Annotated in this window: 19 protein-coding genes and 1 pseudogene; 14 read left to right on the forward strand and 6 right to left on the reverse strand. The window is 60.5% G+C overall.

Translation table 11 applies throughout. From position 1 onward, the window contains the following. A pseudogene (locus ACESMZ_RS09785) lies at nucleotides 1-568 on the forward strand (sodium:proline symporter); the annotation flags it as partial. Then, complete coding sequence (locus ACESMZ_RS09790; RefSeq protein WP_372956576.1) at nucleotides 565-699, forward strand: putative transporter small subunit; 135 nt, start codon at nucleotides 565-567, stop codon at nucleotides 697-699. The pseudogene ACESMZ_RS09785 and the gene ACESMZ_RS09790, both read left to right, overlap by 4 nt. Before the next feature lie 83 nt (nucleotides 700-782). Here the strand turns inward: ACESMZ_RS09790 and ACESMZ_RS09795 are convergent, their stop codons facing one another. Then, nucleotides 783-2,804 (reverse strand): methyl-accepting chemotaxis protein, encoded by a 2,022-nt coding sequence (locus ACESMZ_RS09795; protein WP_372956577.1) that lies wholly within the window; start codon nucleotides 2,802-2,804, stop codon nucleotides 783-785. 272 nt (nucleotides 2,805-3,076) lie between these two features. Between ACESMZ_RS09795 and ACESMZ_RS09800 the strand changes: the two genes are divergently transcribed. Continuing rightward, nucleotides 3,077-4,072, forward strand: coding sequence for a peptidase U32 family protein (locus ACESMZ_RS09800; RefSeq protein ID WP_372956578.1), 996 nt, complete (start codon nucleotides 3,077-3,079; stop codon nucleotides 4,070-4,072). Between the two features lie 13 nt (nucleotides 4,073-4,085). Next, nucleotides 4,086-4,979, forward strand: a complete 894-nt coding sequence (locus ACESMZ_RS09805) for a U32 family peptidase (RefSeq protein WP_372956579.1) — start codon at nucleotides 4,086-4,088, stop codon at nucleotides 4,977-4,979. An 86-nt stretch (nucleotides 4,980-5,065) separates the two neighbouring features. Here the strand turns inward: ACESMZ_RS09805 and rnk are convergent, their stop codons facing one another. Together rnk and ACESMZ_RS09815 are read right to left on the reverse strand one after the other, a co-directional pair. Next, nucleotides 5,066-5,452 carry a nucleoside diphosphate kinase regulator gene (gene rnk, locus ACESMZ_RS09810; RefSeq protein ID WP_372956580.1) on the reverse strand — a complete coding sequence of 129 codons (387 nt, stop codon included), beginning with the start codon at nucleotides 5,450-5,452 and terminating at the stop codon, nucleotides 5,066-5,068. Nucleotides 5,453-5,748: 296 nt separating this feature from the next. Further along, the gene (locus tag ACESMZ_RS09815; RefSeq protein WP_372972530.1) at nucleotides 5,749-6,462 is read right to left on the reverse strand and encodes a succinate dehydrogenase iron-sulfur subunit; all 714 of its coding nucleotides are present in this window, start codon (nucleotides 6,460-6,462) and stop codon (nucleotides 5,749-5,751) included. A gap of 146 nt (nucleotides 6,463-6,608) precedes the next feature. On the opposite strand from ACESMZ_RS09815, the gene ACESMZ_RS09820 reads away from it, so the two are divergent. The 4 genes from ACESMZ_RS09820 to selD all read left to right on the forward strand — a co-directional run bounded on the left by ACESMZ_RS09820 (nucleotide 6,609) and on the right by selD (nucleotide 9,435). Then, entirely contained in the window at nucleotides 6,609-6,812 is a 204-nt protein-coding gene (locus tag ACESMZ_RS09820) for a DUF2892 domain-containing protein (protein WP_372956582.1), read from the forward strand. Between the two features lie 117 nt (nucleotides 6,813-6,929). Further along, the gene (locus ACESMZ_RS09825; RefSeq protein WP_372956583.1) at nucleotides 6,930-7,319 is read left to right on the forward strand and encodes a DUF6858 family protein; all 390 of its coding nucleotides are present in this window, start codon (nucleotides 6,930-6,932) and stop codon (nucleotides 7,317-7,319) included. A 17-nt stretch (nucleotides 7,320-7,336) separates the two neighbouring features. Then, nucleotides 7,337-8,305 (forward strand): arsenic resistance protein, encoded by a 969-nt coding sequence (locus ACESMZ_RS09830; protein ID WP_372956584.1) that lies wholly within the window; start codon nucleotides 7,337-7,339, stop codon nucleotides 8,303-8,305. A gap of 89 nt (nucleotides 8,306-8,394) precedes the next feature. After that, on the forward strand, nucleotides 8,395-9,435 hold the full coding sequence (gene selD, locus ACESMZ_RS09835; protein ID WP_372972531.1) for a selenide, water dikinase SelD: 1,041 nt from the start codon (nucleotides 8,395-8,397) through the stop codon (nucleotides 9,433-9,435). 124 nt (nucleotides 9,436-9,559) lie between these two features. Here selD and ACESMZ_RS09840 read toward each other — a convergent pair whose 3' ends face one another. The 3 genes from ACESMZ_RS09840 to ACESMZ_RS09850 all read right to left on the reverse strand — a co-directional run bounded on the left by ACESMZ_RS09840 (nucleotide 9,560) and on the right by ACESMZ_RS09850 (nucleotide 13,074). Then, complete coding sequence (locus ACESMZ_RS09840; protein WP_372956585.1) at nucleotides 9,560-10,027, reverse strand: SCP2 domain-containing protein; 468 nt, start codon at nucleotides 10,025-10,027, stop codon at nucleotides 9,560-9,562. Between the two features lie 482 nt (nucleotides 10,028-10,509). Next, nucleotides 10,510-11,169, reverse strand: a complete 660-nt coding sequence (narL, locus tag ACESMZ_RS09845; protein ID WP_372956586.1) for a two-component system response regulator NarL — start codon at nucleotides 11,167-11,169, stop codon at nucleotides 10,510-10,512. 48 nt (nucleotides 11,170-11,217) lie between these two features. Further along, nucleotides 11,218-13,074 (reverse strand): histidine kinase, encoded by a 1,857-nt coding sequence (locus ACESMZ_RS09850; RefSeq protein ID WP_372972532.1) that lies wholly within the window; start codon nucleotides 13,072-13,074, stop codon nucleotides 11,218-11,220. 172 nt (nucleotides 13,075-13,246) lie between these two features. On the opposite strand from ACESMZ_RS09850, the gene ACESMZ_RS09855 reads away from it, so the two are divergent. From ACESMZ_RS09855 to ACESMZ_RS09880, 6 genes are all read left to right on the forward strand, one after another. Continuing rightward, nucleotides 13,247-14,518 carry an MFS transporter gene (locus tag ACESMZ_RS09855; RefSeq protein WP_372956588.1) on the forward strand — a complete coding sequence of 424 codons (1,272 nt, stop codon included), beginning with the start codon at nucleotides 13,247-13,249 and terminating at the stop codon, nucleotides 14,516-14,518. A gap of 121 nt (nucleotides 14,519-14,639) precedes the next feature. Beyond that, nucleotides 14,640-18,383, forward strand: coding sequence for a nitrate reductase subunit alpha (locus ACESMZ_RS09860; RefSeq protein WP_372972533.1), 3,744 nt, complete (start codon nucleotides 14,640-14,642; stop codon nucleotides 18,381-18,383). Beyond that, nucleotides 18,380-19,957, forward strand: coding sequence for a nitrate reductase subunit beta (gene narH / locus ACESMZ_RS09865; protein ID WP_372956590.1), 1,578 nt, complete (start codon nucleotides 18,380-18,382; stop codon nucleotides 19,955-19,957). Before ACESMZ_RS09860 ends, narH begins: the two co-directional genes overlap by 4 nt. A gap of 10 nt (nucleotides 19,958-19,967) precedes the next feature. Then, on the forward strand, nucleotides 19,968-20,708 hold the full coding sequence (gene narJ / locus ACESMZ_RS09870) for a nitrate reductase molybdenum cofactor assembly chaperone (protein WP_372956591.1): 741 nt from the start codon (nucleotides 19,968-19,970) through the stop codon (nucleotides 20,706-20,708). Nucleotides 20,709-20,728: 20 nt separating this feature from the next. Continuing rightward, nucleotides 20,729-21,409, forward strand: coding sequence for a respiratory nitrate reductase subunit gamma (narI, locus tag ACESMZ_RS09875; protein ID WP_372956592.1), 681 nt, complete (start codon nucleotides 20,729-20,731; stop codon nucleotides 21,407-21,409). Nucleotides 21,410-21,606: 197 nt separating this feature from the next. Further along, on the forward strand, nucleotides 21,607-22,413 hold the full coding sequence (locus ACESMZ_RS09880; RefSeq protein WP_372956593.1) for a peptidylprolyl isomerase: 807 nt from the start codon (nucleotides 21,607-21,609) through the stop codon (nucleotides 22,411-22,413). The last annotated feature ends 210 nt before the right edge of the window (nucleotides 22,414-22,623 follow it).

Below are 22,623 nucleotides of genomic sequence, written 5' to 3' on the forward strand. Positions count from 1 at the left end.
GATGATGGTGGGCCGTATCACCATGATTGTGGCTACCGTTGCCGGGCTGATCTTTGCCAGCTTCTCGCTGGATATCCTGGTGATGCTGGTGTTCGTGGGGGCGCTTTGGGGTGCCATCGTGTTCCCGGTGATCGTCAGCTGTTACTGGGATCGGGTCACCAATGCCGCCTTTACCTGGTCTGTGGCAGTGGCCATGGCACTGTTCTGTATCGCCCGCTTTGAGTTGCTGGAAATGACTGGCCTGACGGTACTGTTCTTCGAGAGCCTGGCGTCGGTCGGCGGTGCCGTAGTGATTGGCCTGATGGTGTTCGGCTTCTTTGGCCGTGCCGCGGGGCTGGTTGCCGGGGTGATCACCCTGGCAGCGATGCTGGTGTTTGCGACCGGTTTCCTGCGGGACTACATGGTGCTGGTGGCTTCACTGACCGCCTATGGCGCCAGCGCGGTGGTGTGCACTGCGATGACCCTGTTCAGCAGGGAGCGCTTTGACTTTGACCTGATCGCCCAGCGTGTCGGTGACTACGACAACGTCGAGGACGAATCCAGCCTGGTACCGGAGGCAGCAAAATGAACAGCGAACTTGTCTATGGAGCCTACATCCTGATCTGGCCGGCCCTGACCCTGGGCGTGCTTGGCGTTATCTGCTGGGCCGTCGCCCGGGATGTGCGCAAGGCGAAAAACTCGGACGAGGACCTGCTGTAACGCGGCAGGGATTCCCGAAACGCAAAAAGCCCGGTCGTGATGGCCGGGCTTTTTGCTATCTGGGAAGGTTGCCCCGTTACCCCTCAGGATGCAACCTTGAACTCGTTGGCCAGGTCCTGCAGCGCACGGGCCAGGCGGGCCTGTTCGGTAGTCACCTGGGTGATTTCCTGTGAGCCGGTGAGGGTCAGAATGGCAGACTCGCTGACGCTTTCCATATTACCGGCCAGTTCCCGGGTAACCGACACCTGCTGCTCCGACGCGGTGGCAATCTGGGTCGCCATATCAGAGATGCTGTTCACGTCCATCAGGATCTCGGCAAAGGTCTGTTCCATCTGCTCTGCCTGGGAGCTGGTCTGATCCGCCAGCTTGTGGCTGGCAATGATGGAGCGGCTGGCACTGTCGGTAATGTCCTTGAAGCCGTTGATGATCTCCTCGATCTGCGTCGTGGACTCGTGGGTCTGCTGCGCCAGGGTGCGCACCTCGTCAGCCACTACGGCAAAGCCGCGACCATGCTCGCCGGCCCGGGCAGCCTCGATGGCGGCGTTGAGGGCCAGCAGGTTGGTCTGGTCGGCTACCTTGCGGATGACATCGACGACGTCGCTGATCGTGCTGCTGCGGTTTTCCAGTTCCTCGATCACCTGGTTGACCTCCTGCACCGAGCCGGCCAGATCGCGTATCTGGCGCACGCTGGAGTGCAGGACCTGCTCACCGGTACGGCTCTTTTCCATGGCGCTGCTGGACGCATCCGCCACCTGCTGGGTGTTGCGGGAGATTTCCTCGGAGGTGGCGGACATCTCCTCGGTGGCGGCGGCCACCTGCTCGATCTGTTGCTGCTGGTCTTGCACCTGGGAGGTGTTCTGGTTGGCGGTGGAGCTGGTCTCCTCGGTGGCGGTAGCCAGTTGCACGCTGGATCTGTCGATCTGTGACAGTGCTTCTCCGAACCGCTTGAACAGCTCATTGATTGCCCTGGCGATGGTGCCGGTTTCGTCGTTGCTGGAGACCGGGATCTCCCGGGTCAGGTCCTTTTCATCCATGGCGTACTGCACACCGGTCAGCAGTTGGTTCACCTGCCGGTGGATGGCATGGATGATGATGGTCATCAGGACGATCACGAACAGAATGGCAGCTCCCGCGATCACCGAGGCGCTGATCAGGTCGTTTCTCGCCCCGGTGACCGCCGATGCCGCAACGGTCTCAACCTGGGACAGCATTTCCTGGCGGATGGTGTTCAGGGCGCCGATCGCGCGGGTGGATGTTTCGAACCACTCATTGGCGTCCAGCGCGTACATGCCGGAGGCACTGCTCAGCAGTGTCTGTCGCTGCGCCTGCAGCGCCTGAACTACAGCACCAGCCACAAATTCGCCCAGCTGGCGGCGTAGAGGGGAATCAGCGGCGAGCATGTCGATGGCACCGCGGTACCAGGCGTCTTGCTGGCCGCTTAAAGCGGTAACCCGGCCCACGGCGGGGAGGTCGAAATCACCGGAGCGGATCAATGCAGCGCCTGCCGCGCGTTCCTTGCCGGCCATTTCGGAGGTTTGTGCCAGGGCATAGTAGGCGTCGATCTGCCGGGCGAGCTCCGCGTTGGAGGCGCGACGGATCAGCAGGGGAGCCCGGTCGATGACCTCGGTGATCAGGCCGGTATAACGGTTGCCAGCCTCGGCACCACTCAGGCTCCGCCGGTCAACGTCCTGCCGGAGAGCCTGCAGTCGGTTCAGCTCGGCCTCCAGACGTTGAATACTCTCGGTAACAGCGCTGTCGAACCCGGTACCTTCCTGTAAGGCCTGCACTCCTGACCGATAGTCAGACAGGGCGGTATTGGCCTGCCGGCGCTGGTTATCGAGTACTCTCCTGGCTTGCTGCTGGGCGTCAGAGCCTGGCTCTGCGGCCAGCATCACGGCCGAGCGGCCCCGTTCTTTCTGCAGGGTCTCCACCAGGGGGTCACCGATTTCGGCCAGTTTTACCATGGCCTGTAACTGGCTCATGTTCCGGTACTCGGCGGCATTCTCGGTAATGCTGCCGGCGGCGAAGAAAAGGATTACGAGCAGCGCCGGCACCACCAGGGTGATGAGCTTGCCGCGCATGGAAAGGTTGTTGATGAAGTTCATGGTACCGCCCTTTCATTAAGTCGTGGCGCCATTGTGGGCGAGACCGGCTATGGGGGGTATTGGCACCAAGGGGTAGTTGAAGGGGTAGTTTCAGAATGAAAGCGAGTGTAACGCCTTGTTATGCTTCTGAATACAAAGGCGTAATTTCGGGGTAGGGGATTGTCCGTAGAGTACTCCCCTATTGGTAGACACCGCTGTGCTGACAAGCGTCAAGGCGGGCTGCTCCCTGAAAGGGTAGGGTCTCCGGTGCTATTCAGTTACCGGAGAGTGCCATGGAACTTGTTTGCCCCGCCGGCAGTCTGCCTGCTCTGAAAACCGCTGTGGATAACGGTGCCGACGCCGTCTACCTGGGGTTCCGGGACAGCACCAACGCACGCCAGTTTGCCGGCCTCAACTTCAACGACAAGCGGGCTGCTGAGGGTATTGCCTATGCCCACGGCAAGGGCGCCCGGGTGTTCTGCGCCATCAACACCTACCCCCAGCCCCAGGGCTGGTCGCAGTGGACCGCAGCCGTGGACCGCGCCGCCAGACTGGGGGTAGATGCAGTGATCCTGGCCGACATGGGCCTGCTGGACTATGCCGCCAATCGCTATCCCGATCTGCCCCGGCATCTGTCCGTTCAGGGCTCGGCCACCAGCTACGAGGCGCTGCAATTCTACAAGGACAACTTTGGTATCCGCCGGGCCGTGCTGCCCAGGGTCCTGTCGCTGGACCAGGTGAAAGGCGTGGCCAGGCACAGCCCCGTGGAGCTGGAAGTCTTTGCATTCGGCAGTCTCTGCATCATGGCCGAAGGCCGGTGCTACCTGTCGTCCTACCTCACCGATGAGTCCCCCAACAGCAAGGGTGCCTGCTCACCGGCCAAGGCCGTGCGCTGGGAGGAAACCGCCGATGGCGGGCTGGAGTCCCGCCTCAACGATGTACTGATCGACCGCTACGCCCGGGGTGAGCCCGCTGGCTACCCGACCCTGTGCAAGGGCCGGTTTGAGGTGGAAGGCGACATCTACCACGCCATCGAAGAGCCGGTCAGCCTGAATACCCTGGACCTGCTACCGGAGCTGAAGGCCCTGGGCATCAGCGCGGTAAAGATTGAGGGCCGCCAGCGCAGTCCGGCGTATATCGCCGATGTGGCCCGAACCTGGCGCCAGGCACTGGACCGGCTGGGCCAGGGGCCGGAATTTGCCGTCGACCCGGCCTGGCAGTCCACCCTCGCCGGGTTGTCCGAAGGTGGGCTCACCACACTGGGCGCCTATCATCGCAAGTGGAAATAAAGGGCATCGTTGTATGATGAAACTGTCCCTGGGACCCATCCTGTGGTTCTGGTCCAAACAGAGTGTTTTCGAATTCTACGCAAAGGCTGCCGAGTGGCCGGTGGAGACCATCTACCTGGGGGAGGCGGTCTGTTCCCGACGCCGGGAGCTGAAACCGGATGACTGGCTCGACCTGGCCCGGGAGCTGAAGGCCTGTGGCAAGGATGTGGTGCTTTCCACCCTCACTCTGATCGAATCGGAAGCGGACCTGCGCCGACTGCGACGGTTCTGCGAGCAGGATGAGTTCCTGGTGGAAGCCAATGATCAGAGTGCGCTGCAGGTGGCCATCCGCAACCGGATTCCGTTTATCACCGGCCCCTCCATGAATATCTACAACACCGCCTCCCTGAAAATCCTGGCCAGGCAGGGACTGCAGGGCTGGAACTTGCCGGTGGAGCTGGGCAAGGAAACCCTGGAGCAGCTGATCAGGGAGCTGAAAACCGAAGATCTGGATCTGCCCGCCGAGGTGTTCTCCTGGGGCTTCCTGCCGCTGGCCTGGTCGTCCCGCTGCTTTACCGCCCGCCATTACAACCTGCCCAAGGACAACTGCGAGTTCCGCTGCCTGGAACATCCCGACGGCATGGAGCTGCGCACCCGGGAAAGCCAGGAGCTGTTCCGTATCAACGGCATCTCCACGCTCTCCGGCTCCCGCTATGACCTGATGCGGGAGCTGCCAGAGATGGAACGAATAGGGGTGAGCACGGTGCGCCTGAGCCCGGAGCATCAGGGCATGGATGAGGTGGTCAAACGCTTTGATCAGGTACGCCGGGGTGACGTGCCAGCCACCGACCCGCTACAGCTGGTGGAGGCGCCACCCTGCAACGGATACTGGTACGGAAAACCCGGGATGGATCTTGTGACTTACTGACACCCCACAGTGCCACGCAGGCGCTTGCATCGGGAATTCTTCGTTATGCGCTGAGCGCCTGCCGTACTGGTATGAGGGGTTGCCGGTTACTCCGGCCGGGTAACGCTGACCACCTTCAGGTGCAGGGGTTTGCGGCCTTTCACTGGCCACTCGATGCTGTCACCGATACTGAGGCCGATCATGGCGGCGCCGGCCGGGGCGAGGATGGAAATCTTGTCGGCACTGCCATCCACCTGGTGGGGGTAAACCAGCTGCAGGCGCCGCTCCTTGCCGCTGTCCTGATCTTCGAAGACCACCACGGAATTCATCACTACGACGGACGCCGGAATCTCTGCCAGTGGTTTAAGGTCGGCGCGGCTGAGTTCATCTTCCAGGCCTTCGGCTACGCCGGTGGGGTCGTCGGTCTTCTCAAGCAGCGCGGAAAGCCGGTTGTAGTCTTCTTCTGCAACGGTAATAGCGGGTAAATCGGACATGCTTGTCTCCGGTAAGGTAATCGTGAATTTGGCTTGGTAGCTGGACCGGGCGCGTGCGCGTGCCCAGCGTCAGGAAAGTAACGCTGTAGGGAGGCCAGGCTTGTCAGGGGTGACAACCCGGGAACGAGTCAGGGCAATATCAGGTCGCAAGGTAATTCTGGTATCAACGGGGATTTCAGATGAATCTAACCCGGGGTCGGGAAAAGCGCAAATGGATTCACCGTCATCTCCGTGGAAGTACTGCGCCCGGCCCACCCGGATTCGGCGGGGGAGGCCCGGGCCTTGAAGGCCCAGCCTCAGACCCCCTCGCGGAAAAGCATCTCCTTGATACGCCCGATGGCCTTCATGGGGTTCAGGCCCTTGGGGCAATAGGCGGTGCAGTTGCCGATACCACGACAGCGAAACACGCTGAACGGGTCCTGCAGTTTTTCCAGTCGCTCGACGGTGGCTGTATCGCGGGAGTCCTGCAGGAAGCGATAGGCCTGGAGCAGTCCGGACGGACCGATGTACTTCTCCGGATTCCACCACCAGGAAGGGCAGGCCGATGAACAGCAGGTGCACAGGATGCACTCATACAGGCCGTCCAGTTTGGCGCGGTCTTCCGGGCTTTGCAGGCGTTCAATGCCGGGGGCCGGCTTGTTATTGATCAGCCATGGCTGTATACGCTTGTACTGCTCAAAAAACAGGGTCTGGTCCACGACCAGGTCCCGGATAACCGGCATGCCGGGCAAGGGGCGGATTTCCAGTAAGTCCTTGTTGCCCAGCGCATCTTCCACCGGTGTGATGCACCCGAGGGCATTGCGGCCATTGATGTTGAGACCATCGGAACCGCATACCCCTTCGCGGCATGAACGTCGGAACACCAGGGTGGTATCCCGGGTTTTCAGGTGCTCCAGAACGTCCAGCACCATCCGGTTACGAAAGCTGCCGTCCACCTCGACGTCCTGGCTCCAGGGCTGGTCGTCCTGTTCGGGGTGGTAGCGGAAGAGTCTCACGGTAAACGCGTTCATGGTGATCTCCATGGGCCAGACCAGGGGCTGATCTTTCAGTCTAACCAGTTTCTCCCGTTCGTGGGGCAGACAAAATGACGCAGGTCATTGCGCAGTCAGAATAATAGGTTGAAGCTATATCAATATGCCCTTAAAGGAGGTGCCCGATGACAGTCAACGAAGGTCTTCGCCTGATGGCAGGTGTGTTCACCCTGATATCCATTCTGCTTGCTCACTACGTCAGCCCGTACTGGCTCCTCTTTACCGGATTTATTGCCCTGAACCTTATCCAGTCAGCTTTCACCAAATGGTGCCCGGCCATGGCCATTCTCAGGAAGCTGGGGTTAAAGGAAGAAAAACCGGTCAGCTGAACCTGTTCGTGACAACTACCTATATGGTTCGGTGACATTGTCACTGAGCCATATGCCCGCCGTCGTTAGCCTGATTCTGTGTGATAACCCTATCAGTCACAGGCCAGAGAGGTCGTTATGAAGCAGCTGCACTTCCAGGAAAAGTACCCCATCACCGTTGTGGACGTTCAGAAATCGGAAACCACCTACACTACCGCGGAGGAGATTGCCGGCTATTTCCGTTCCTGCATTGCCGACACACCCCGGGTGACTTACCTCACCACCTTTGATCACCTGGCCCATACCCGGGAGATTGAAGGTGAAATTTCACCGGACATTCAGGCGGCGATCAATGTGGTGTTCTGTTTCGGCCATGCGCTGCCGAACCCCCAGGTACTGGCGGTCAGGCCCCGTTCTATCGGCATTGCCGACATGGGTGATCATTTCGTGATCAGCTTTACGGACGCACCGATGAAACCCGCCAATGACGCCATGCAGGCCTGGGCGCTCGCACTGCGCAATCGCTGAATCAGAGGGAATCTACCATGTGGCCGATACTCGCCTGGATGCAGAAGCACCTGATCTGGAGCATCCCCCTGGCCATGATCGCCGGGCTTGTAGCCGGCCAGCTGGCAGATCCATCGCCGCTGCGACTGGCCATTCTGCCACTGACCTTCCTGATGGTTTACCCGATGATGGTAACCATGAACCTGCGCCAGCTGGTGAAGCGGGGCAGTGGCAAGCTGCTGTTGGTTACCCAGCTGATCAACTTTGTGCTGCTGCCCGCCATTGGCTATGGTGCCGGCCTGCTGTTTTTCCCGGATGAGCCCTTTGCCCGCCTGGCGATATTGCTTACGTCTCTGCTGCCGACCTCCGGTATGACCATTTCCTGGACGGGGTTTGCCAGGGGCAACATGCCCGCAGCGGTACAGATGACCGTAGTTGGCCTGATTGCCGGCTCCCTGCTGGCGCCGCTTTACCTGAAGGGCTTGCTGGGCGCTGTGATCGAGATTCCTGTTACCCGGGTGTTCGTGCAGATTGCGCTGATTGTTTTCCTGCCGCTGGTGCTGGGGCATCTGACCCAGCGTTACCTGATCTCGAAGCATGGTGAACAGGTGTTCCAGAAGGACCTGAAACCAAAATTCCCCCCGTTTTCGACCCTGGGCGTTCTGGGGGTCGTGTTTGTCTCCATGGCCCTGAAGTCACAGGACATCATGGATCAGCCCGGGGCATTACTGGGCTACCTGGTGCCACTGGTGCTGATCTACCTGCTGAACTTCACCATCAGTACCCTGGTTGGCAAACTGATGTTTCCCCGTGGTGATGCCATTGCCCTGGTTTACGGTACGGTGATGAGGAACCTGTCCATTGCCCTGGCAATTGCCATGGGGGTGTTCGGAGCCGACGGTGCCGATGCCGCCCTGCTCATTGCCCTGGCCTATATCGTGCAGGTTCAGGCCGCAGCCTGGTACGTCAGACTCACTGACCGGCTGTTCGGACCCGCTCCCGGTTAGGGCTCCAGTCAGGTTGATCCTGTGAGCAGCGAGGAGACTGGCCGGCCAGGTTTCCGTTTTCATTTTTTGTTCTTCAGAGGAATAGAACCTTGTCTGTCAGACTGACCGAGTTCAGTCACGGTGCCGGCTGTGGCTGCAAGATTGCCCCGGATGTTCTCGACCGGATTCTTCATACCGGCACGCCGGAGTTCAGTGATCCCCGTTTGCTGGTCGGTAATAACAGTCGCGACGATGCCGCCGTGGCCGATATTGGCAACGGTATGGGGATTATCAGTACCACGGACTTCTTCATGCCCGTGGTTGATAACCCCTACGATTTTGGTCGCATTGCCGCCGCCAACGCCATCAGTGATGTCTACGCCATGGGTGGCAATCCGCTGATGGCCATTGCCATCCTGGGCTGGCCAGTGGACCGCCTGGCGCCGGAAGTTGCCGGCGAGGTGCTGGACGGAGGCCGCGCCGTCTGTGCCGAGGCAGGTATCACGCTGGCTGGCGGACACAGCATCGACTCACCGGAACCGATCTTCGGGCTGGCGGTGACCGGCCAGGTAGCAACTGACCGTATCATTCGTAACGACACCGCCAAGGCCGGCGACCTGCTCTACCTGACCAAACCCCTGGGAGTGGGCATTCTCACCAGTGCTGCGAAGAAGGGAGTAATTGCGCCTGGAGACCTGGCTGCTGCCGTAGAGAACATGGCCGCGCTGAACCGGGTCGGTGGCGCCTTTGCTGCGCTCGATGGTGTGCATGCCATGACCGATGTCACCGGGTTCGGGCTGGCCGGCCATCTGCTGGAAATCTGTCGTGGCAGTGGGGTATCCGCACGCATCAGTCGCGCTGCAGTGCCTCTATTGCCCAACCTGGCTCCCTATATTGAGCGTGGATGCATTCCCGGCGGTACGCACCGCAATGCGGAAGCATTCGGTGAGGCTATTTCCGGAATGACGGAGGCGGACAGGCTGGTGTTCTGCGACCCCCAGACCAGCGGTGGGCTATTGATCTGTGTGGCTGAGGGAGAGCGACAGGTCTTCGAGGCGACTGCAGGGGAGCAGGGCCTGGCCCTGCAGCCTATAGGTCATCTGGAGCAAGCCGGTGGGAGCGGTCATGCTTGGGTGAGCGTGGTGGACTGAGTCCGCTTACCGGGCGCTCGCAGTCCCCTATTGTTAATTAGCAGGTACGGGCTATCGGGGGCCAGCTTGTGGTTCGATATGGTTATGGCGGAGTCACGGGAAGACGGCCTGGCCTGAATTCAGATCAGAACAGGCGCCAGTCCAGGCTGTCCAGCAGATTCTTGATGCCGAGTCCGAGCTCGGTATCGCCCTCGATGATCAGCTTGCGTTGGAAGAACAGCTGGTCCGGGTCCAGTTTGCGATTGGCCAGCTTATAGAACGCGGACCAGCCGCCGCGGATTGTCGCTTCCCCGCCGTCTTCAACAATTCTCAGTCGGCCTTGCCAGAAGCCCAGGGTGATGCCGGGCTGTCCGCCGTTGATTTCCAGCCTGAGGGTTCGTCCTTCGAAGTCGTCGAATTCGCCCTCGTGGATGGCTTGGGCAAACATTCGGTTGAGGGTGGCTTCGGTGATCAGCTGTTTGAACAGGAAGGGCACATGGCGTTCGGCGTCGCGGATCATCGGCGCCGGTGATGGGGCGTATTCTTGCAGGACATGCTGGCACTGAAGGAGCAGGGATTCTGGGACGGTCAGTTTCGGCAGCGCAGGCAGCATTGGGTTCTCCGGGCCATTTGGACTGGCCATAGGGTACTGCGTTCGCTCTTGTTATTGGTTGATATCGGGCAAATTTCGGGGAATAGGACTTTTGTAGCCTGAGAGCTGGGAGTCTGGGGCTGGGGCAAGCGAGCTTTTTTTACGCCGCAATTCACGGCCCATCCCTGGGCCGGCCTTGCTAAAGCGACGTCCTGTCGCAGCTCCCAAAAAGCTCCCTTGCCCCATCCCCGTCAGACTGTCTGCTGACCGCAAGATAAAAATACGTGCCCCGGGGCTTGTCAGCGATATTAGGGCTGATAGAGGTATGGGGTGCCGGACCGGTTTTTTTAGAGCAGGGCCATGGATGGCCCGGAGCAAGGCCGGTCCAGGGATGGGCCGTGAATTGCGGCGGCAAAAAAACCGGGCCGGGGCCCCATGCCCGGCACCACATCCTCAGGCTACCGGTGCTTTCTCCAATTCTGGCTGGACTGAACAAGGCATCATCAAGCCTTATGCAAACCTTCCTCAACAGCCCAAACCGCCACCTCAACACGGGACCGAAGATTCAGTTTCTTCAGCAAGTGCTTCACGTGAACCTTGACCGTGCCATCACTGATATCCAGCTTGCGGCCAATCATCTTATTGGACAGCCCCTCGGCAATCAGCCGCAGTATGTCCTTTTCGCGGGGGGTGAGGCTGTCGAAGTCGGGCCGTGCTGACTGTTGCGGCTTCTGCGAGCGAAGCGCCTGGGCCAGCAGTGTGGTCAGGCGGTCACTCATGACCAGCTTGCCCACCGCCGCCTGTTTCAGCTGGGCAATCATGTCCTCCGGCTCCATATCCTTCAGAAGATAGCCGTCAGCGCCGGCCCGCAGGGCAGCAACCACGTCATCTTCATGATCAGACACCGTAAAGATCACAATCCGGGAGGCCACTCCCTGTTCCCGCATCTGCTTGAGCACCTCGATGCCATTCATCTCGGGCATGTTCAGGTCCAGCAGAATCAGGTCAGGCTCGATTTCAGCGGCAAGGCGGATACCGTCGCGGCCGTTGCTGGCCTGTCCAACCACCTGCATGTCGTCTTCCATATCGATCAGTTGCTTGATGCCCTGGCGCAACAATGGGTGGTCATCAATCAGCAGGATACTGGCAGGTGTCTCGGACATGGTTCCTCTCGTTCAGTCAGATAATTGTGTTTATAGCGATTACAGGCCTTAGCCGGCACTGGCCTGTTGCGTCAGGATCATATGGCGGCTTTTCGGGATGAAGTTCAGTGCCACTTCCACCCCTGCCTCGTCACGGTTGTTCACCGTGACCTGCCCGCCAAGGGTACGGGCGCGGTCCTGGATAATGATCAGGCCATAGTGTTGCTGTGGCTGGTCGCCACCGGGCAACCCCTTGCCATTGTCCAGTATTCTGACCTGAACGCGGGGGGATTCAAAGACCACCTCTACCGCCACTTCCGTGGCTTCTGCATGCTTGACCGCATTTGCCAGGCCTTCCCGCACGATCTGCAGGGTATGGATCTCCTCATTGGGGGAGAGGGTGTTCGGTGGCAGATCGTATTTCAGCTGCACTTCCTGTCCCAGTCGTTCGCTGAATTCGCCAGCGGTCTGGCGAAGGGCCGTCAGCAGGTCCGGGGTATCCAGTTTCAGGCGGAAGGTGGTGAGCAACTCTCGCAGCTGCCGGTAAGCGCTGTTCAGTCCGGTGCTCAGCTCCTCCAGAATGGCATCGTGGGTTTTCTGCTGCTCGCCGGTGATTTCCAGCCGGCGCAGCCGCGCCACCTGCATTTTCAGATAGGACAGGGACTGGGCGAGAGAATCATGGAGCTCCCGGGCGATGACAGCCCGCTCCTCAGCCAGGGTCAGCTGTTGCTCTTCGGTGATCTGTTTTTCCAGGAAAATGGCAGTAGCCAGCTGGTCACTGAGGGTTTCCAGCAGGCGCCGGGCAGTTTCGGACAGGCCCTTGTCGGCGGGATACCAGACTTCCAGGGTACCCAGCAGCAGGTTCGGTGTGCGGATGGGCAGCATCAGTCTGCGACCGTCGTTATTTTCCACCGGCAGCTCGTCATAGACTTCGGGCTTCACCAGGCATGCGTTGCAGTGGTGATCACGGCAATAGAAAGGCCGCTCCGGTGTGGCCGTGGTGATGGCTTCGACCGGTTCACTGGCATTCTTGTCATGGAGGTAAAGGCGGATCGGGCCAATGCCCAGCAACTCTTCCAATTCCTGCAGCATGGGGATGGCGCCACTGCACAGGTCGTGGTTGGCGAACAGGGTACGGCTTGCGCTGTGCAGGATTTCCAGGGCCTGGTGGCTTTTCTCCAGTTCCCGGGTCTTGGCGCGGGCCTCGCTTTCCAGCTCGTAATAGCTCAGGGCCAGCTCGCTGGTCATCTGGTCGAAGGCCTGCCCCAGCCGGGACAGCTCGTCCGCGCCTTGGAGGTTGGCCTTCAGGGTAAAGTCCTTGTCGCCCACAGCGGTGGCAATGGCAACCAGTTTACGCAGGGGGCGGAGTACCCGGTTTTTCAGGTCCAGGAAGAGGACAACAGCAATCAGCACCGAGAACACCAGGCTGAGTATCTGGATTACGTGCAGCAGGTCAATGCGCGCTTCGGTACGGCTTTCCAGCATGGAAACCAGGGCGTCCACGTCCGACACGTAGCTTTCCGTCGCGTCCAGGAGGTTGTTGCTGACCGGGTTGCCTTCAGGGTGAGCGATCAGCGCGGGGCGGAGGCTCGAACGCCATGTATCGAGGATCGTCTGATGCTGCAGGCTGAGGGGGTGATCCAGGTTATCCGGAATGGTGCGGGTCAGGGAGGTCTGTGAGAGCTTCGCCGTGTAACGTTCAACTGCTTCCTGCAACGTTGGGGTTCGGTCGCCATTACTGCCTGCCGCGATGGTAAGCAGTTGAAACGCCCCCATCCGCAACGCACCAGCCTGGTTAATGGCGGTGGCGTTGCCTTCAATACTCCGTGACACAGCCAGGGTCGTTGCCATACTCACTACCGCGGTCAGCACGATGGCGGCCACCACAATGGCGATACGATTGACCAGGGGACTTCTGGATCTCATGGGAACTCATCTCTGGAGCGAGGCGGGCATAACGCAGTGACCGCGATTATCCACGCAGCTACCCCTTTGAGGATAGTCAATTACCCCGATAGGCAATATCCCATCATAGTCTTTGACCCTATATGAGGCAAAGAAGAGACTGAATACGTTTCTACATCTGCAGAGCTGACCCATGCAACCCCCGATCAACCAGGACGACGAAGACAGGCTTTCGTCGCTGGCGGTGATCCTGCCCCTGGCTGTGGCAGGATTCATGCTGGCGGCTGGCTGCTGGGCGCTGTTTTCGGTGGCCGGCGTCTATATCCGCCAGAGCCTGGAGCTGAACAGCGTCACCTTCGGTTTTCTGCTGGCGCTGCCCATGGCGACGGGAGCGATACTGGCCATACCCGCCGGGCTTGCGGCCCAGAAGTTCGGTTCCCGCCGGGTCATGGTGACCTGTCTTGCCGGGCTGGCAGCGTGCATGGCGCTGCTCATTGTTGCTGACTCGCTGGCGGAGTTCCTGGCTGCCGGTGCCGGTCTTGGTCTGGCGGGGGGGTATTACAGTGCCGGACTCCAGTTTGTCACCCGGTATGCGCCCGGACGTCGTACCGGCCTGGTGTTGGGGCTCTTCGGCGCCGGCATCACCGGTGTCGGTATCAGCTATTATCTCGTCCCCCTGATTCTGGACGCATTCACCTGGTCGGTGGTGCCGCTGGCGTACCTTATCCTGCTGTCTCTGGTGCTGATGCTGGTACTGTTGCTGACGGACCCGGAAGATGCAGAGGCCGGTGCGGCATCCGAAACCTCAGTGCGGGCACTGCTCGCCCGATTGCGGCGGGTCCGGGTCTGGCAGGTGGCGGTCTGGTTTGGTGTCGTCGCCGGAAGTTTTTTCGGGCTTGCCCTGTGGCTACCGGATTACCTGGCTTCCCAGTACCAGTTGCCAGTACAGACCGGTGCGGGACTGGCCCAGTGGTTTATTATCCCCGGCGCCGGGGCGCAGATTCTCGGGGGCTGGCTGTCGGACCGGTTTGGCTCCACGCGGGTGGCGAACCGTTCGCTGATGGCCTGTCTGCTGGGCCTGTTTGTGCTTTCCTACCCACCCATGACCCTGCTGATCCAGGGTATTGACCAGACCATCCGGCTGGAATTCCTGATGCCACTCCCGCTCGAGGGTGCCCTCATTGTCGTGCTGGGGGTAGCGCTGGGGTGCACCATGGCCGCACTGCAGCGAACGATGGTCAAGGAAAACCGTGAAGCCACGGCTTTCGTGGCCGGGTTGCTGCTGGTCAGCGCCTGCAGTGTTGCGTTTCTGCTGCCTGTGGTCTTTGCCGCCGTCAATCACTGGGTGGGCGTGCGCAGTGCGGTGTTCATGATTCTTTTCCTGCTGCTTGCGGCCACCCTGACACTGCTTGCCCGCGACGCCCGTCGCCAGGAGCGTCAGACCCTACTCCACCCGGGAATATAGCCCTCCTACCCACAGGGAGGTAGAAGGGGGTTATGAGGTAGTAACCACGCAGATTTCGGGGTCTCTCTCCCACACAATGGTCTCAAATCGGAGCAACGATCCGGAAAGACGGAGAGAGACCATGAGTCATTTGATCGACAAACTGAACTACTTCAGGAAGAAGCGCGAGCCGTTCGCAAACGGCCACGGCGAGACCCACGAAGTTAATCGTGAGTGGGAAAACAGCTATCGCCAGCGCTGGCAGCACGACAAGATCGTGCGTTCCACCCACGGCGTAAACTGCACCGGCTCCTGCAGCTGGAAAATCTACGTCAAGAACGGCCTGGTCACCTGGGAAACCCAGCAGACCGACTATCCCCGCACCCGTCCGGATCTGCCCAACCACGAGCCTCGCGGCTGTCCCCGTGGTGCCAGCTACTCCTGGTACATGTACAGCGCCAACCGTCTCAAGTACCCGCTGATGCGCAAGCACCTGATGAAGCTGTGGCGTGCGGCAAAAGTTGAGCACAAGGATCCGGTAGACGCCTGGGCGTCCATCGTGGAAGACCCAAAGAAAACCGCCGAGTACAAGCCCCGCCGTGGCATGGGTGGCTTTGTCCGTTCCAGCTGGGATGAGGTCAACGAGCTGATTGCGGCCTCCAACGTGTACACCGCCAAAAAGTTCGGCCCAGACCGTATCATCGGCTTCTCGCCGATTCCGGCCATGTCCATGGTGTCCTACGCCGCCGGCAGCCGCTACCTGTCCATGATCGGTGGCGTGTGCATGAGCTTCTACGACTGGTACTGCGACCTGCCGCCGGCCTCCCCGCAAACCTGGGGTGAGCAGACCGACGTGCCGGAATCCGCTGACTGGTACAACTCTGGCTACATCATCGCCTGGGGCTCCAACGTACCCCAGACCCGTACCCCCGACGCCCACTTCTTCACCGAAGTGCGCTACAAGGGCACCAAGACCGTTGCCATCACCCCGGACTACGCGGAAGTCTCCAAGCTGTCTGACGAGTGGCTGAACCCGAAACAGGGCACCGACGCGGCCCTGGGTATGGCCATGGGTCACGTGATTCTCAAGGAATTCCACGTCGACAAGCCCAGCGAGTACTTCACCGACTACGTGCGTCGCTACACCGATATGCCCTACCTGGTCATGCTGGAGCAGAAGGACGATGGCAGCTTCGTGCCGGGTCGCTTCCTGCGGGCCAGTGACCTGGTGGATGGCCTGGGTGAAGAGAACAACCCCGAGTGGAAAACCATCGCCATTGACGAAACCACCGGTGAGCTGACCGCTCCCAACGGCTCCATCGGCTATCGCTGGGGCGAGAAGGGCAAGTGGAACCTGAAGCAGACCGCCGCTGCCAAAGACGTCAACCTGCAGCTCTCCATGGTCGAGAAGCACGACGACGTTGTTGACGTGGCCTTCCCGTACTTCGGCGGCATCGAACACGATCATTACAACCACGTCGAAATCAACGACATCCTCAAGCACAAGCTGGGCACCCGCAAGGTTCAGCTGGCGGATGGTTCCGAAGGTCGTGTGGTGACCGTCTATGACCTGATGGTGGCCAACTACGGCATCAGCCGTGGCCTGGGCGATGACGACGGTGCCACTTCCTATGACGAAGTGAAGCCCTACACCCCGGCCTGGCAGGAAAAGATCACCGGCGTACCCGCCGAGAAAGTGATCCGCATTGCCCGTGAGTTTGCCGATAACGCTGACAAGACCAAGGGGCGTTCCATGGTCATCGTGGGCGCCGGGATGAACCACTGGTACCACATGGACATGAACTACCGTGGCCTGATCAACATGCTGATCATGTGCGGTTGTATTGGTCAGAGCGGCGGTGGCTGGGCCCACTACGTTGGCCAGGAAAAACTGCGTCCACAGACCGGCTGGCAGCCCCTGGCCTTTGGCCTGGACTGGCAGCGTCCGCCGCGCCATATGAACTCCACCTCGTTCTTCTACGCTCACTCTGGTCAGTGGCGCTACGAGAAACTGGGTGTGGACGAAATCCTGTCGCCGCTGGCGGACAAGTCCAAGTTCGGTGGCAGCCTGATTGACTACAACGTGCGTGCCGAGCGCATGGGCTGGCTGCCGTCGGCCCCGCAGCTCAACCGCAACCCGCTGGGTATTGCGGCTGAAGCCGAGAAGGCCGGCATGGAAGTGTCTGACTATGTGGCACAGTCCATGAAGGACGGCTCCCTGGCGTTTGCCAGCGAAGATCCGGAAGCGCCGGAGAACTGTCCGCGCAACCTGTTTATCTGGCGTTCCAATCTGCTGGGTTCCTCCGGCAAGGGCCACGAGTACATGCTCAAGTACCTGCTGGGTACCAAGAGCGGCCTGCAGGGCAAGGACCTCGGACACGAGGGTGGTGCCAAGCCGCAAGAGGTCAAGTGGCACGACGAGGCGCCGGAAGGCAAGCTCGACCTGCTGGTGACCCTGGACTTCCGCATGTCCACCACCTGTCTGTACTCGGACATCGTTCTGCCGACGGCCACCTGGTACGAGAAGAACGACCTGAACACGTCAGACATGCACCCGTTCATCCACCCGCTGACCGCCGCCACCGATCCGGCCTGGGAAGCGCGTAGTGACTGGGAGATCTATAAGGGTATTGCCAAGGCGTTCTCCAGGGCGACCGAAGGCCACCTGGGCGTCGAGAAAGATGTGGTCACCCTGCCGCTGCTGCACGATGCGCCGGCGGAGCTGGGCCAGCCGTTTGATGTGAAGGACTGGAAGCGGGGCGAATGCGACCTGATCCCGGGCAAGACCGCGCCCAACTTCATCACCGTTGAGCGGGACTACCCGAACACCTACGCCCGCTTTACCTCCCTCGGTCCGCTGATGGACAAGCTGGGCAATGGTGGCAAGGGCATCAGCTGGAATACCGAGAAGGAAGTGAACTTCCTGAAAGAGCTGAACTACACCCACCTCGAGGGTGCCAACGCAGGTCGTCCGAAGATTGACTCCGCCATTGATGCCGCCGAGGTCATCCTGACCCTGGCGCCGGAAACCAACGGTCAGGTGGCCGTCAAGGCCTGGGCGGCCCTGTCGGAAATGACCGGCCTGGACCACACCCATCTGGCGAAAAACAAGGAAGAGGAAAAGATCCGCTTCCGGGACATCGTGGCGCAGCCGCGCAAGATCATCTCCAGCCCGACCTGGTCTGGCCTGGAAGACGAGCACGTGTCCTACAACGCCGGCTACACCAACGTGCACGAGCTGATCCCCTGGCGCACCCTGACCGGTCGTCAGCAGTTCTACCAGGACCATGAGTGGATGCGTGCCTTCGGTGAGAGCCTGCTGGTGTACCGTCCGCCCATCAACACCAAGGCGGTGGGCAGCATGATCAACCAGCGCAGCAACGGCAACCCGGAGAAAGCGCTGAACTGGATCACGCCGCACCAGAAGTGGGGTATTCACAGCACCTACAGTGACAACCTGCTGATGCTGACCCTGTCCCGCGGCGGCCCGATTGTGTGGCTGAGCGAAGACGACGCCAAAGAGATTGGCGTGGAAGACAACGACTGGATCGAACTGTTCAACGCCAACGGTGCCATTGCGGCACGGGCGGTGGTGAGCCAGCGGGTCATGCCCGGCATGGTGATGATGTACCACGCCCAGGAGCGGATAGTGAATATTCCGGGCTCGGAAATAACCGGTACTCGTGGCGGTATTCACAACTCCGTCACCCGGGTCTGCCCGAAACCGACCCACATGATCGGCGGCTACGCCCAGTATTCCTACGGTTTCAACTACTACGGCACCGTAGGCTCCAACCGCGACGAGTTCGTGGTGGTGCGCAAGATGCACAACGTCGACTGGCTCGACGGTGAAGGCAATGACTATGTTCAGGAGGCTGTAAAATGAAGATCCGTTCCCAAGTCGGCATGGTGCTGAACCTGGACAAGTGCATCGGTTGCCACACCTGTTCAGTCACCTGCAAAAACGTATGGACCAGCCGTGAAGGCATGGAGTACGCCTGGTTCAACAACGTCGAGACCAAGCCCGGTATCGGCTACCCGAAAGAGTGGGAGAACCAGGAAAAGTGGAAGGGCGGCTGGATGCGTGACAGCTCCGGCAAGATCCGTCCCCGCATCGGTGGTCGTTTCCGGGTACTGGCGAATATCTTCGCCAACCCGGACCTGCCGGAAATCGACGACTACTACGAGCCGTTCGATTTCGACTACCAGCACCTGCACACCGCGGGCGACAGCAAGCACCAGCCGGTAGCCCGGCCCCGCTCGCTGATCTCCGGCGAGCGCATGAAGAAGATCGAGTGGGGTCCCAACTGGGAGGAAATCCTGGGCACCGAGTTCGCCAAGCGTCGCAAGGACAAGAACTTTGACCAGGTGCAGGCGGACATCTACGGCCAGTTCGAGAACACCTTCATGATGTACCTGCCGCGCCTGTGCGAGCACTGCCTGAATCCGGCCTGTGTCGCCAGCTGCCCGAGCGGTGCCATCTACAAGCGTGAGGAGGACGGCATCGTCCTCATCGACCAGGACAAGTGCCGCGGCTGGCGGATGTGTGTCTCCGGCTGCCCGTACAAGAAGATCTACTTCAACTGGAAAACCGGCAAGTCCGAGAAGTGCATCTTCTGCTACCCACGTATCGAAGCCGGCATGCCCACCGTCTGCTCCGAGACCTGTGTCGGCCGTATCCGCTACCTGGGTGTGCTGCTGTACGACGCAGACCGCATCGAGGAAGTGGCCAGCACCCCGGGCGAGCATGAGCTTTACGAGAAGCAGCTGGAAATCTTCCTGGACCCGTTCGACCCGAAAGTGATCGAGCAGGCGAAGAAAGACGGCATTCCGATGAACGTCATCGAAGCCGCCCAGCAAAGCCCGGTGTACAAGATGGCGGTGGACTGGAAACTGGCCCTGCCGCTGCACCCGGAATACCGCACCCTGCCCATGGTCTGGTACGTGCCGCCCCTGAGCCCGATCCAGTCCGCTGCCGAGGCTGGCAAGGTCGAGTTTGATGGCGTACTGCCGAAGATCGAAAGTCTGCGGATTCCGGTCAAGTACCTGGCCAACCTGCTGACCGCCGGCGATGAGAAGCCCATCGTACTGGCCCTCAAGCGGATCATGGCCATGCGCCTGTACAAGCGCGCTGAAACCGTGGAAGGCAAGGAAGACCTGCGTGCCCTGGAAGAGTGCGGCCTGACCAAGGCCCAGGCGGACGAGATGTACCGCTACCTGGCCATCGCCAACTACGAGGATCGCTTTGTGATTCCCACCAGCCACCGCGAGCTGGCGAAAGAAGCCTTCCCGGATGCGGACGCCTACGGCGAGCGCGGCGGCTGCGGCTTCAGCTTCGGCGACGGCTGCAATGGTGGTGACAGCGACTTCAGCCTGTTCGGCGGCAAGAAGCAGACCACCAGCATGGTCCAGAAACTCTCCACCGTTAAGCAGGTGGACCCGAAGCAGCTGCAGGAATAAGGAGCGCATCATGCAATCACTGAAAGTCATGGCAAGGCTGTTGGAATATCCGACCGCCGAGCTTCGGGAAGCACAGGATGCCATGGTAGCCGCTGTCCTCGAGGACAGCCGGCTGCCCCGGCAGAACAAGGAGCAGCTGCTGCAGGTGATCGACCACGTCTGTGACGGCGACCTGCTGGATGTACAGGAAGCCTACGTGGGCATCTTCGACCGGGGCCGGGCCACCTCCCTGCTGCTGTTCGAACACGTCCACGGTGAGTCCCGGGACCGGGGCCAGGCGATGGTGGACCTGATGGAAGAGTACCGGCGCAACGGGCTGGAAATCGACGCCCGGGAGCTGCCGGACTACCTGCCGCTGTTCCTGGAATACCTGGCCACCCGCCCGTGGGACGAGATCCGTAACTGGCTGGAAGATATCCACCACATTCTCGGCCTGCTGGGAGAGCGTCTGTTCCAGCGGGAGAGCCGCTACCACCTGGTAATGGATTCACTGCTGGCCCTGTCGGGCAGGCAGGTGAACCGTCAGGAACTGGCCCAGATCGTTGCCTCCGAGGAGCGGGATGACACCCCGGAAGCCCTCGACAAGGTCTGGGAAGAGGAAATGGTGAAATTCGTGGATGACCAGGGCAGCTCCTGCAGCACCGGCGGCGTGGTAGGCCAGCGCCGCCGGGAACTGGAGCAGACCCAGACCATCCACCTGAGTGATCAACTGATGACGGACGTGACTCCCCGTCAGGCAGGGCGCGCCTGAGGGCGCTGGAGGAAATGACGATGTCTTATCTCAATACACTGTTCTTCGGAATCTACCCTTACGTCGCCCTGATCGTGCTGTTTGTCGGTACCTGGGCGCGCTATGACCATGGCCAGTTCACCTGGAAGGCTCATTCCAGCCAGATGCTGCGCAAGAAAAACATGGTACTTGCCTCGGTACTGTTCCATGTGGGCGTGCTGGTGATCTTCTTTGGTCACCTGGTGGGACTGCTGATGCCCCATGCGCTCTATGAACCCTTCATGACGCCGGGCACCAAGCAGGTCCTGGCCATTGTGGTGGGCGGCATTGCCGGTGTGTTCGCCATTATCGGCGGCGGCATGCTCGCCTGGCGCCGCATGACAGACCCGCGGGTCCGGGCCAGCAGCACGTTTGCCGATAACATGGTCATCATTATCCTGGTGGTCCAGCTGGCTCTTGGCCTGCTCACCATCCTGCCCACTCTGGGGCACCTGGATGGCGCTACCATGCTCAAGTTCTCCGCCTGGGCCCAGGGCATCTTCACCCTGCAGGGTACCGACGTGGCGAACTACATTACCGACGTGCACTGGATCTACAAGACCCATATCTTCCTGGGCCTGACCCTGTTCGTACTCTTCCCGTTCACCCGTCTGGTGCACATGCTCAGCGTGCCGGTGGAGTATTTCGGACGGAAGTATCAGGTGGTGCGTAAGCGGGCGTAAGAGGAACCGGATACACGCGGCGGCTAGCACCGAAGCCTGAACGGACGGGCGGTGGGGGGCCTTTCGTAGCAGCGCCATGGATGGCGCGGTGCAAGGTCGGTCCAGGGAAGGGCCGTGAATTGCAGCGAAGAAAGGCCCCCCACCGACCGGCCAGCCCGCCAAAATCTATATCCATACAGAATAGTTGGAGCACGATCATGCAACTGATTCCAACCGGCGAAGCCGACAAGCCCAGAAATCAGTTCCCGCCGGTGTACGTGGGCGAAACCCTCATCCACGAAGACGACATCGCCCGGGAGATGCAACACCACCCGGCGGAAGAAGTCGCCGAAGCCTGGCACGAAGCCGCCCGCAGCCTGGTGATTCGCCAGCTGCTGCTGCAGCAGGCCGAAACCCTGCAGCTTCCCGAATCCATGGATGAAGAAGATCGCATTGCCCGGGTTCTGGAGCTGGAACTGAACGTTCCTGATCCTTCCGAGGAAGATTGTGAGCGCTTCTACGCCGCCAACCCGGCCAGATTCCGAAGCCCGACCCTGATGGCCGTCAGCCACATCCTGCTGGCTGCTGCGCCGGACGACGTGGAAGAGCGCATCCGCCAGGAAGAAGTGGGCCGCCAGCTGCTGTCGTCCCTGATCGATGGTCGCGCCCAGTTCGCGCCGCTGGCAAAGCAGTACTCTGCCTGCGAATCCCGCCACCAGGGCGGCAGCCTGGGCCAGATCAGCAAGGGCCAGACCGTCGAGGAATTCGAGCGCCCGGTGCTCAGCCTGCAGGAAGGGCTCCACCCGGAACTCATCGAAAGCCGCTACGGCTGGCACATCGTCCGGGTCGACCAGCGCATCGACGGGCAGCAGTTGCCCTACGAGCACGCCAAGCCCCAGATTCGCCAGTACCTCAGCGAAAGCGTTACCCGCCGTGCGTTCCGTCAGTACCTGCAGGTACTTGCGGCTGAAACCGGTGTGGAGGGTGTCGACCTGGAGCTGCCAGACTCGCCTTTGATGCAGTGAGTCTGACAATCAACGGACGAACTAACTCCCAAGTTAGTAAGGCCTATGGCTGGGGCTCCTTTCCAGGACCGTGCGGAGCCATGGATGGCGGAGCCCGAGCGACACAAGGATGTGCCGTCAGGAGCGTGTCCTGGAAAGGAGCCCTAGCCATGGGCCGGACACCCAGGTTTCAGGCTATCCACTAATTACAGAGTCCGAGCATGAAAATCT

The organism is Marinobacter sp. (assembly GCF_041690615.1).
Taxonomy (GTDB): Bacteria; Pseudomonadota; Gammaproteobacteria; order Pseudomonadales; family Oleiphilaceae; genus Marinobacter.

Bases quoted from the DNA above. Each gene is read 5' to 3' on its own strand.
- ACESMZ_RS09840 (WP_372956585.1), bottom strand. From the start codon at position 10,027: ATGCTGCCTGCGCTGCCGAAACTGACCGTCCCAGAATCCCTGCTCCTT.
- ACESMZ_RS09815 (WP_372972530.1), bottom strand. From the start codon at position 6,462: ATGAACGCGTTTACCGTGAGACTCTTCCGCTACCACCCCGAACAGGAC.
- ACESMZ_RS09800 (WP_372956578.1), top strand. From the start codon at position 3,077: ATGGAACTTGTTTGCCCCGCCGGCAGTCTGCCTGCTCTGAAAACCGCT.
- ACESMZ_RS09805 (WP_372956579.1), top strand. From the start codon at position 4,086: ATGATGAAACTGTCCCTGGGACCCATCCTGTGGTTCTGGTCCAAACAG.
- ACESMZ_RS09850 (WP_372972532.1), bottom strand. From the start codon at position 13,074: ATGAGATCCAGAAGTCCCCTGGTCAATCGTATCGCCATTGTGGTGGCC.
- ACESMZ_RS09795 (WP_372956577.1), bottom strand. From the start codon at position 2,804: ATGAACTTCATCAACAACCTTTCCATGCGCGGCAAGCTCATCACCCTG.
- ACESMZ_RS09830 (WP_372956584.1), top strand. From the start codon at position 7,337: ATGTGGCCGATACTCGCCTGGATGCAGAAGCACCTGATCTGGAGCATC.
- narI (WP_372956592.1), top strand. From the start codon at position 20,729: ATGTCTTATCTCAATACACTGTTCTTCGGAATCTACCCTTACGTCGCC.
- ACESMZ_RS09825 (WP_372956583.1), top strand. From the start codon at position 6,930: ATGAAGCAGCTGCACTTCCAGGAAAAGTACCCCATCACCGTTGTGGAC.
- ACESMZ_RS09860 (WP_372972533.1), top strand. From the start codon at position 14,640: ATGAGTCATTTGATCGACAAACTGAACTACTTCAGGAAGAAGCGCGAG.
- ACESMZ_RS09790 (WP_372956576.1), top strand. From the start codon at position 565: ATGAACAGCGAACTTGTCTATGGAGCCTACATCCTGATCTGGCCGGCC.
- rnk (WP_372956580.1), bottom strand. From the start codon at position 5,452: ATGTCCGATTTACCCGCTATTACCGTTGCAGAAGAAGACTACAACCGG.
- ACESMZ_RS09880 (WP_372956593.1), top strand. From the start codon at position 21,607: ATGCAACTGATTCCAACCGGCGAAGCCGACAAGCCCAGAAATCAGTTC.
- ACESMZ_RS09820 (WP_372956582.1), top strand. From the start codon at position 6,609: ATGACAGTCAACGAAGGTCTTCGCCTGATGGCAGGTGTGTTCACCCTG.
- narH (WP_372956590.1), top strand. From the start codon at position 18,380: ATGAAGATCCGTTCCCAAGTCGGCATGGTGCTGAACCTGGACAAGTGC.
- narL (WP_372956586.1), bottom strand. From the start codon at position 11,169: ATGTCCGAGACACCTGCCAGTATCCTGCTGATTGATGACCACCCATTG.
- ACESMZ_RS09855 (WP_372956588.1), top strand. From the start codon at position 13,247: ATGCAACCCCCGATCAACCAGGACGACGAAGACAGGCTTTCGTCGCTG.
- narJ (WP_372956591.1), top strand. From the start codon at position 19,968: ATGCAATCACTGAAAGTCATGGCAAGGCTGTTGGAATATCCGACCGCC.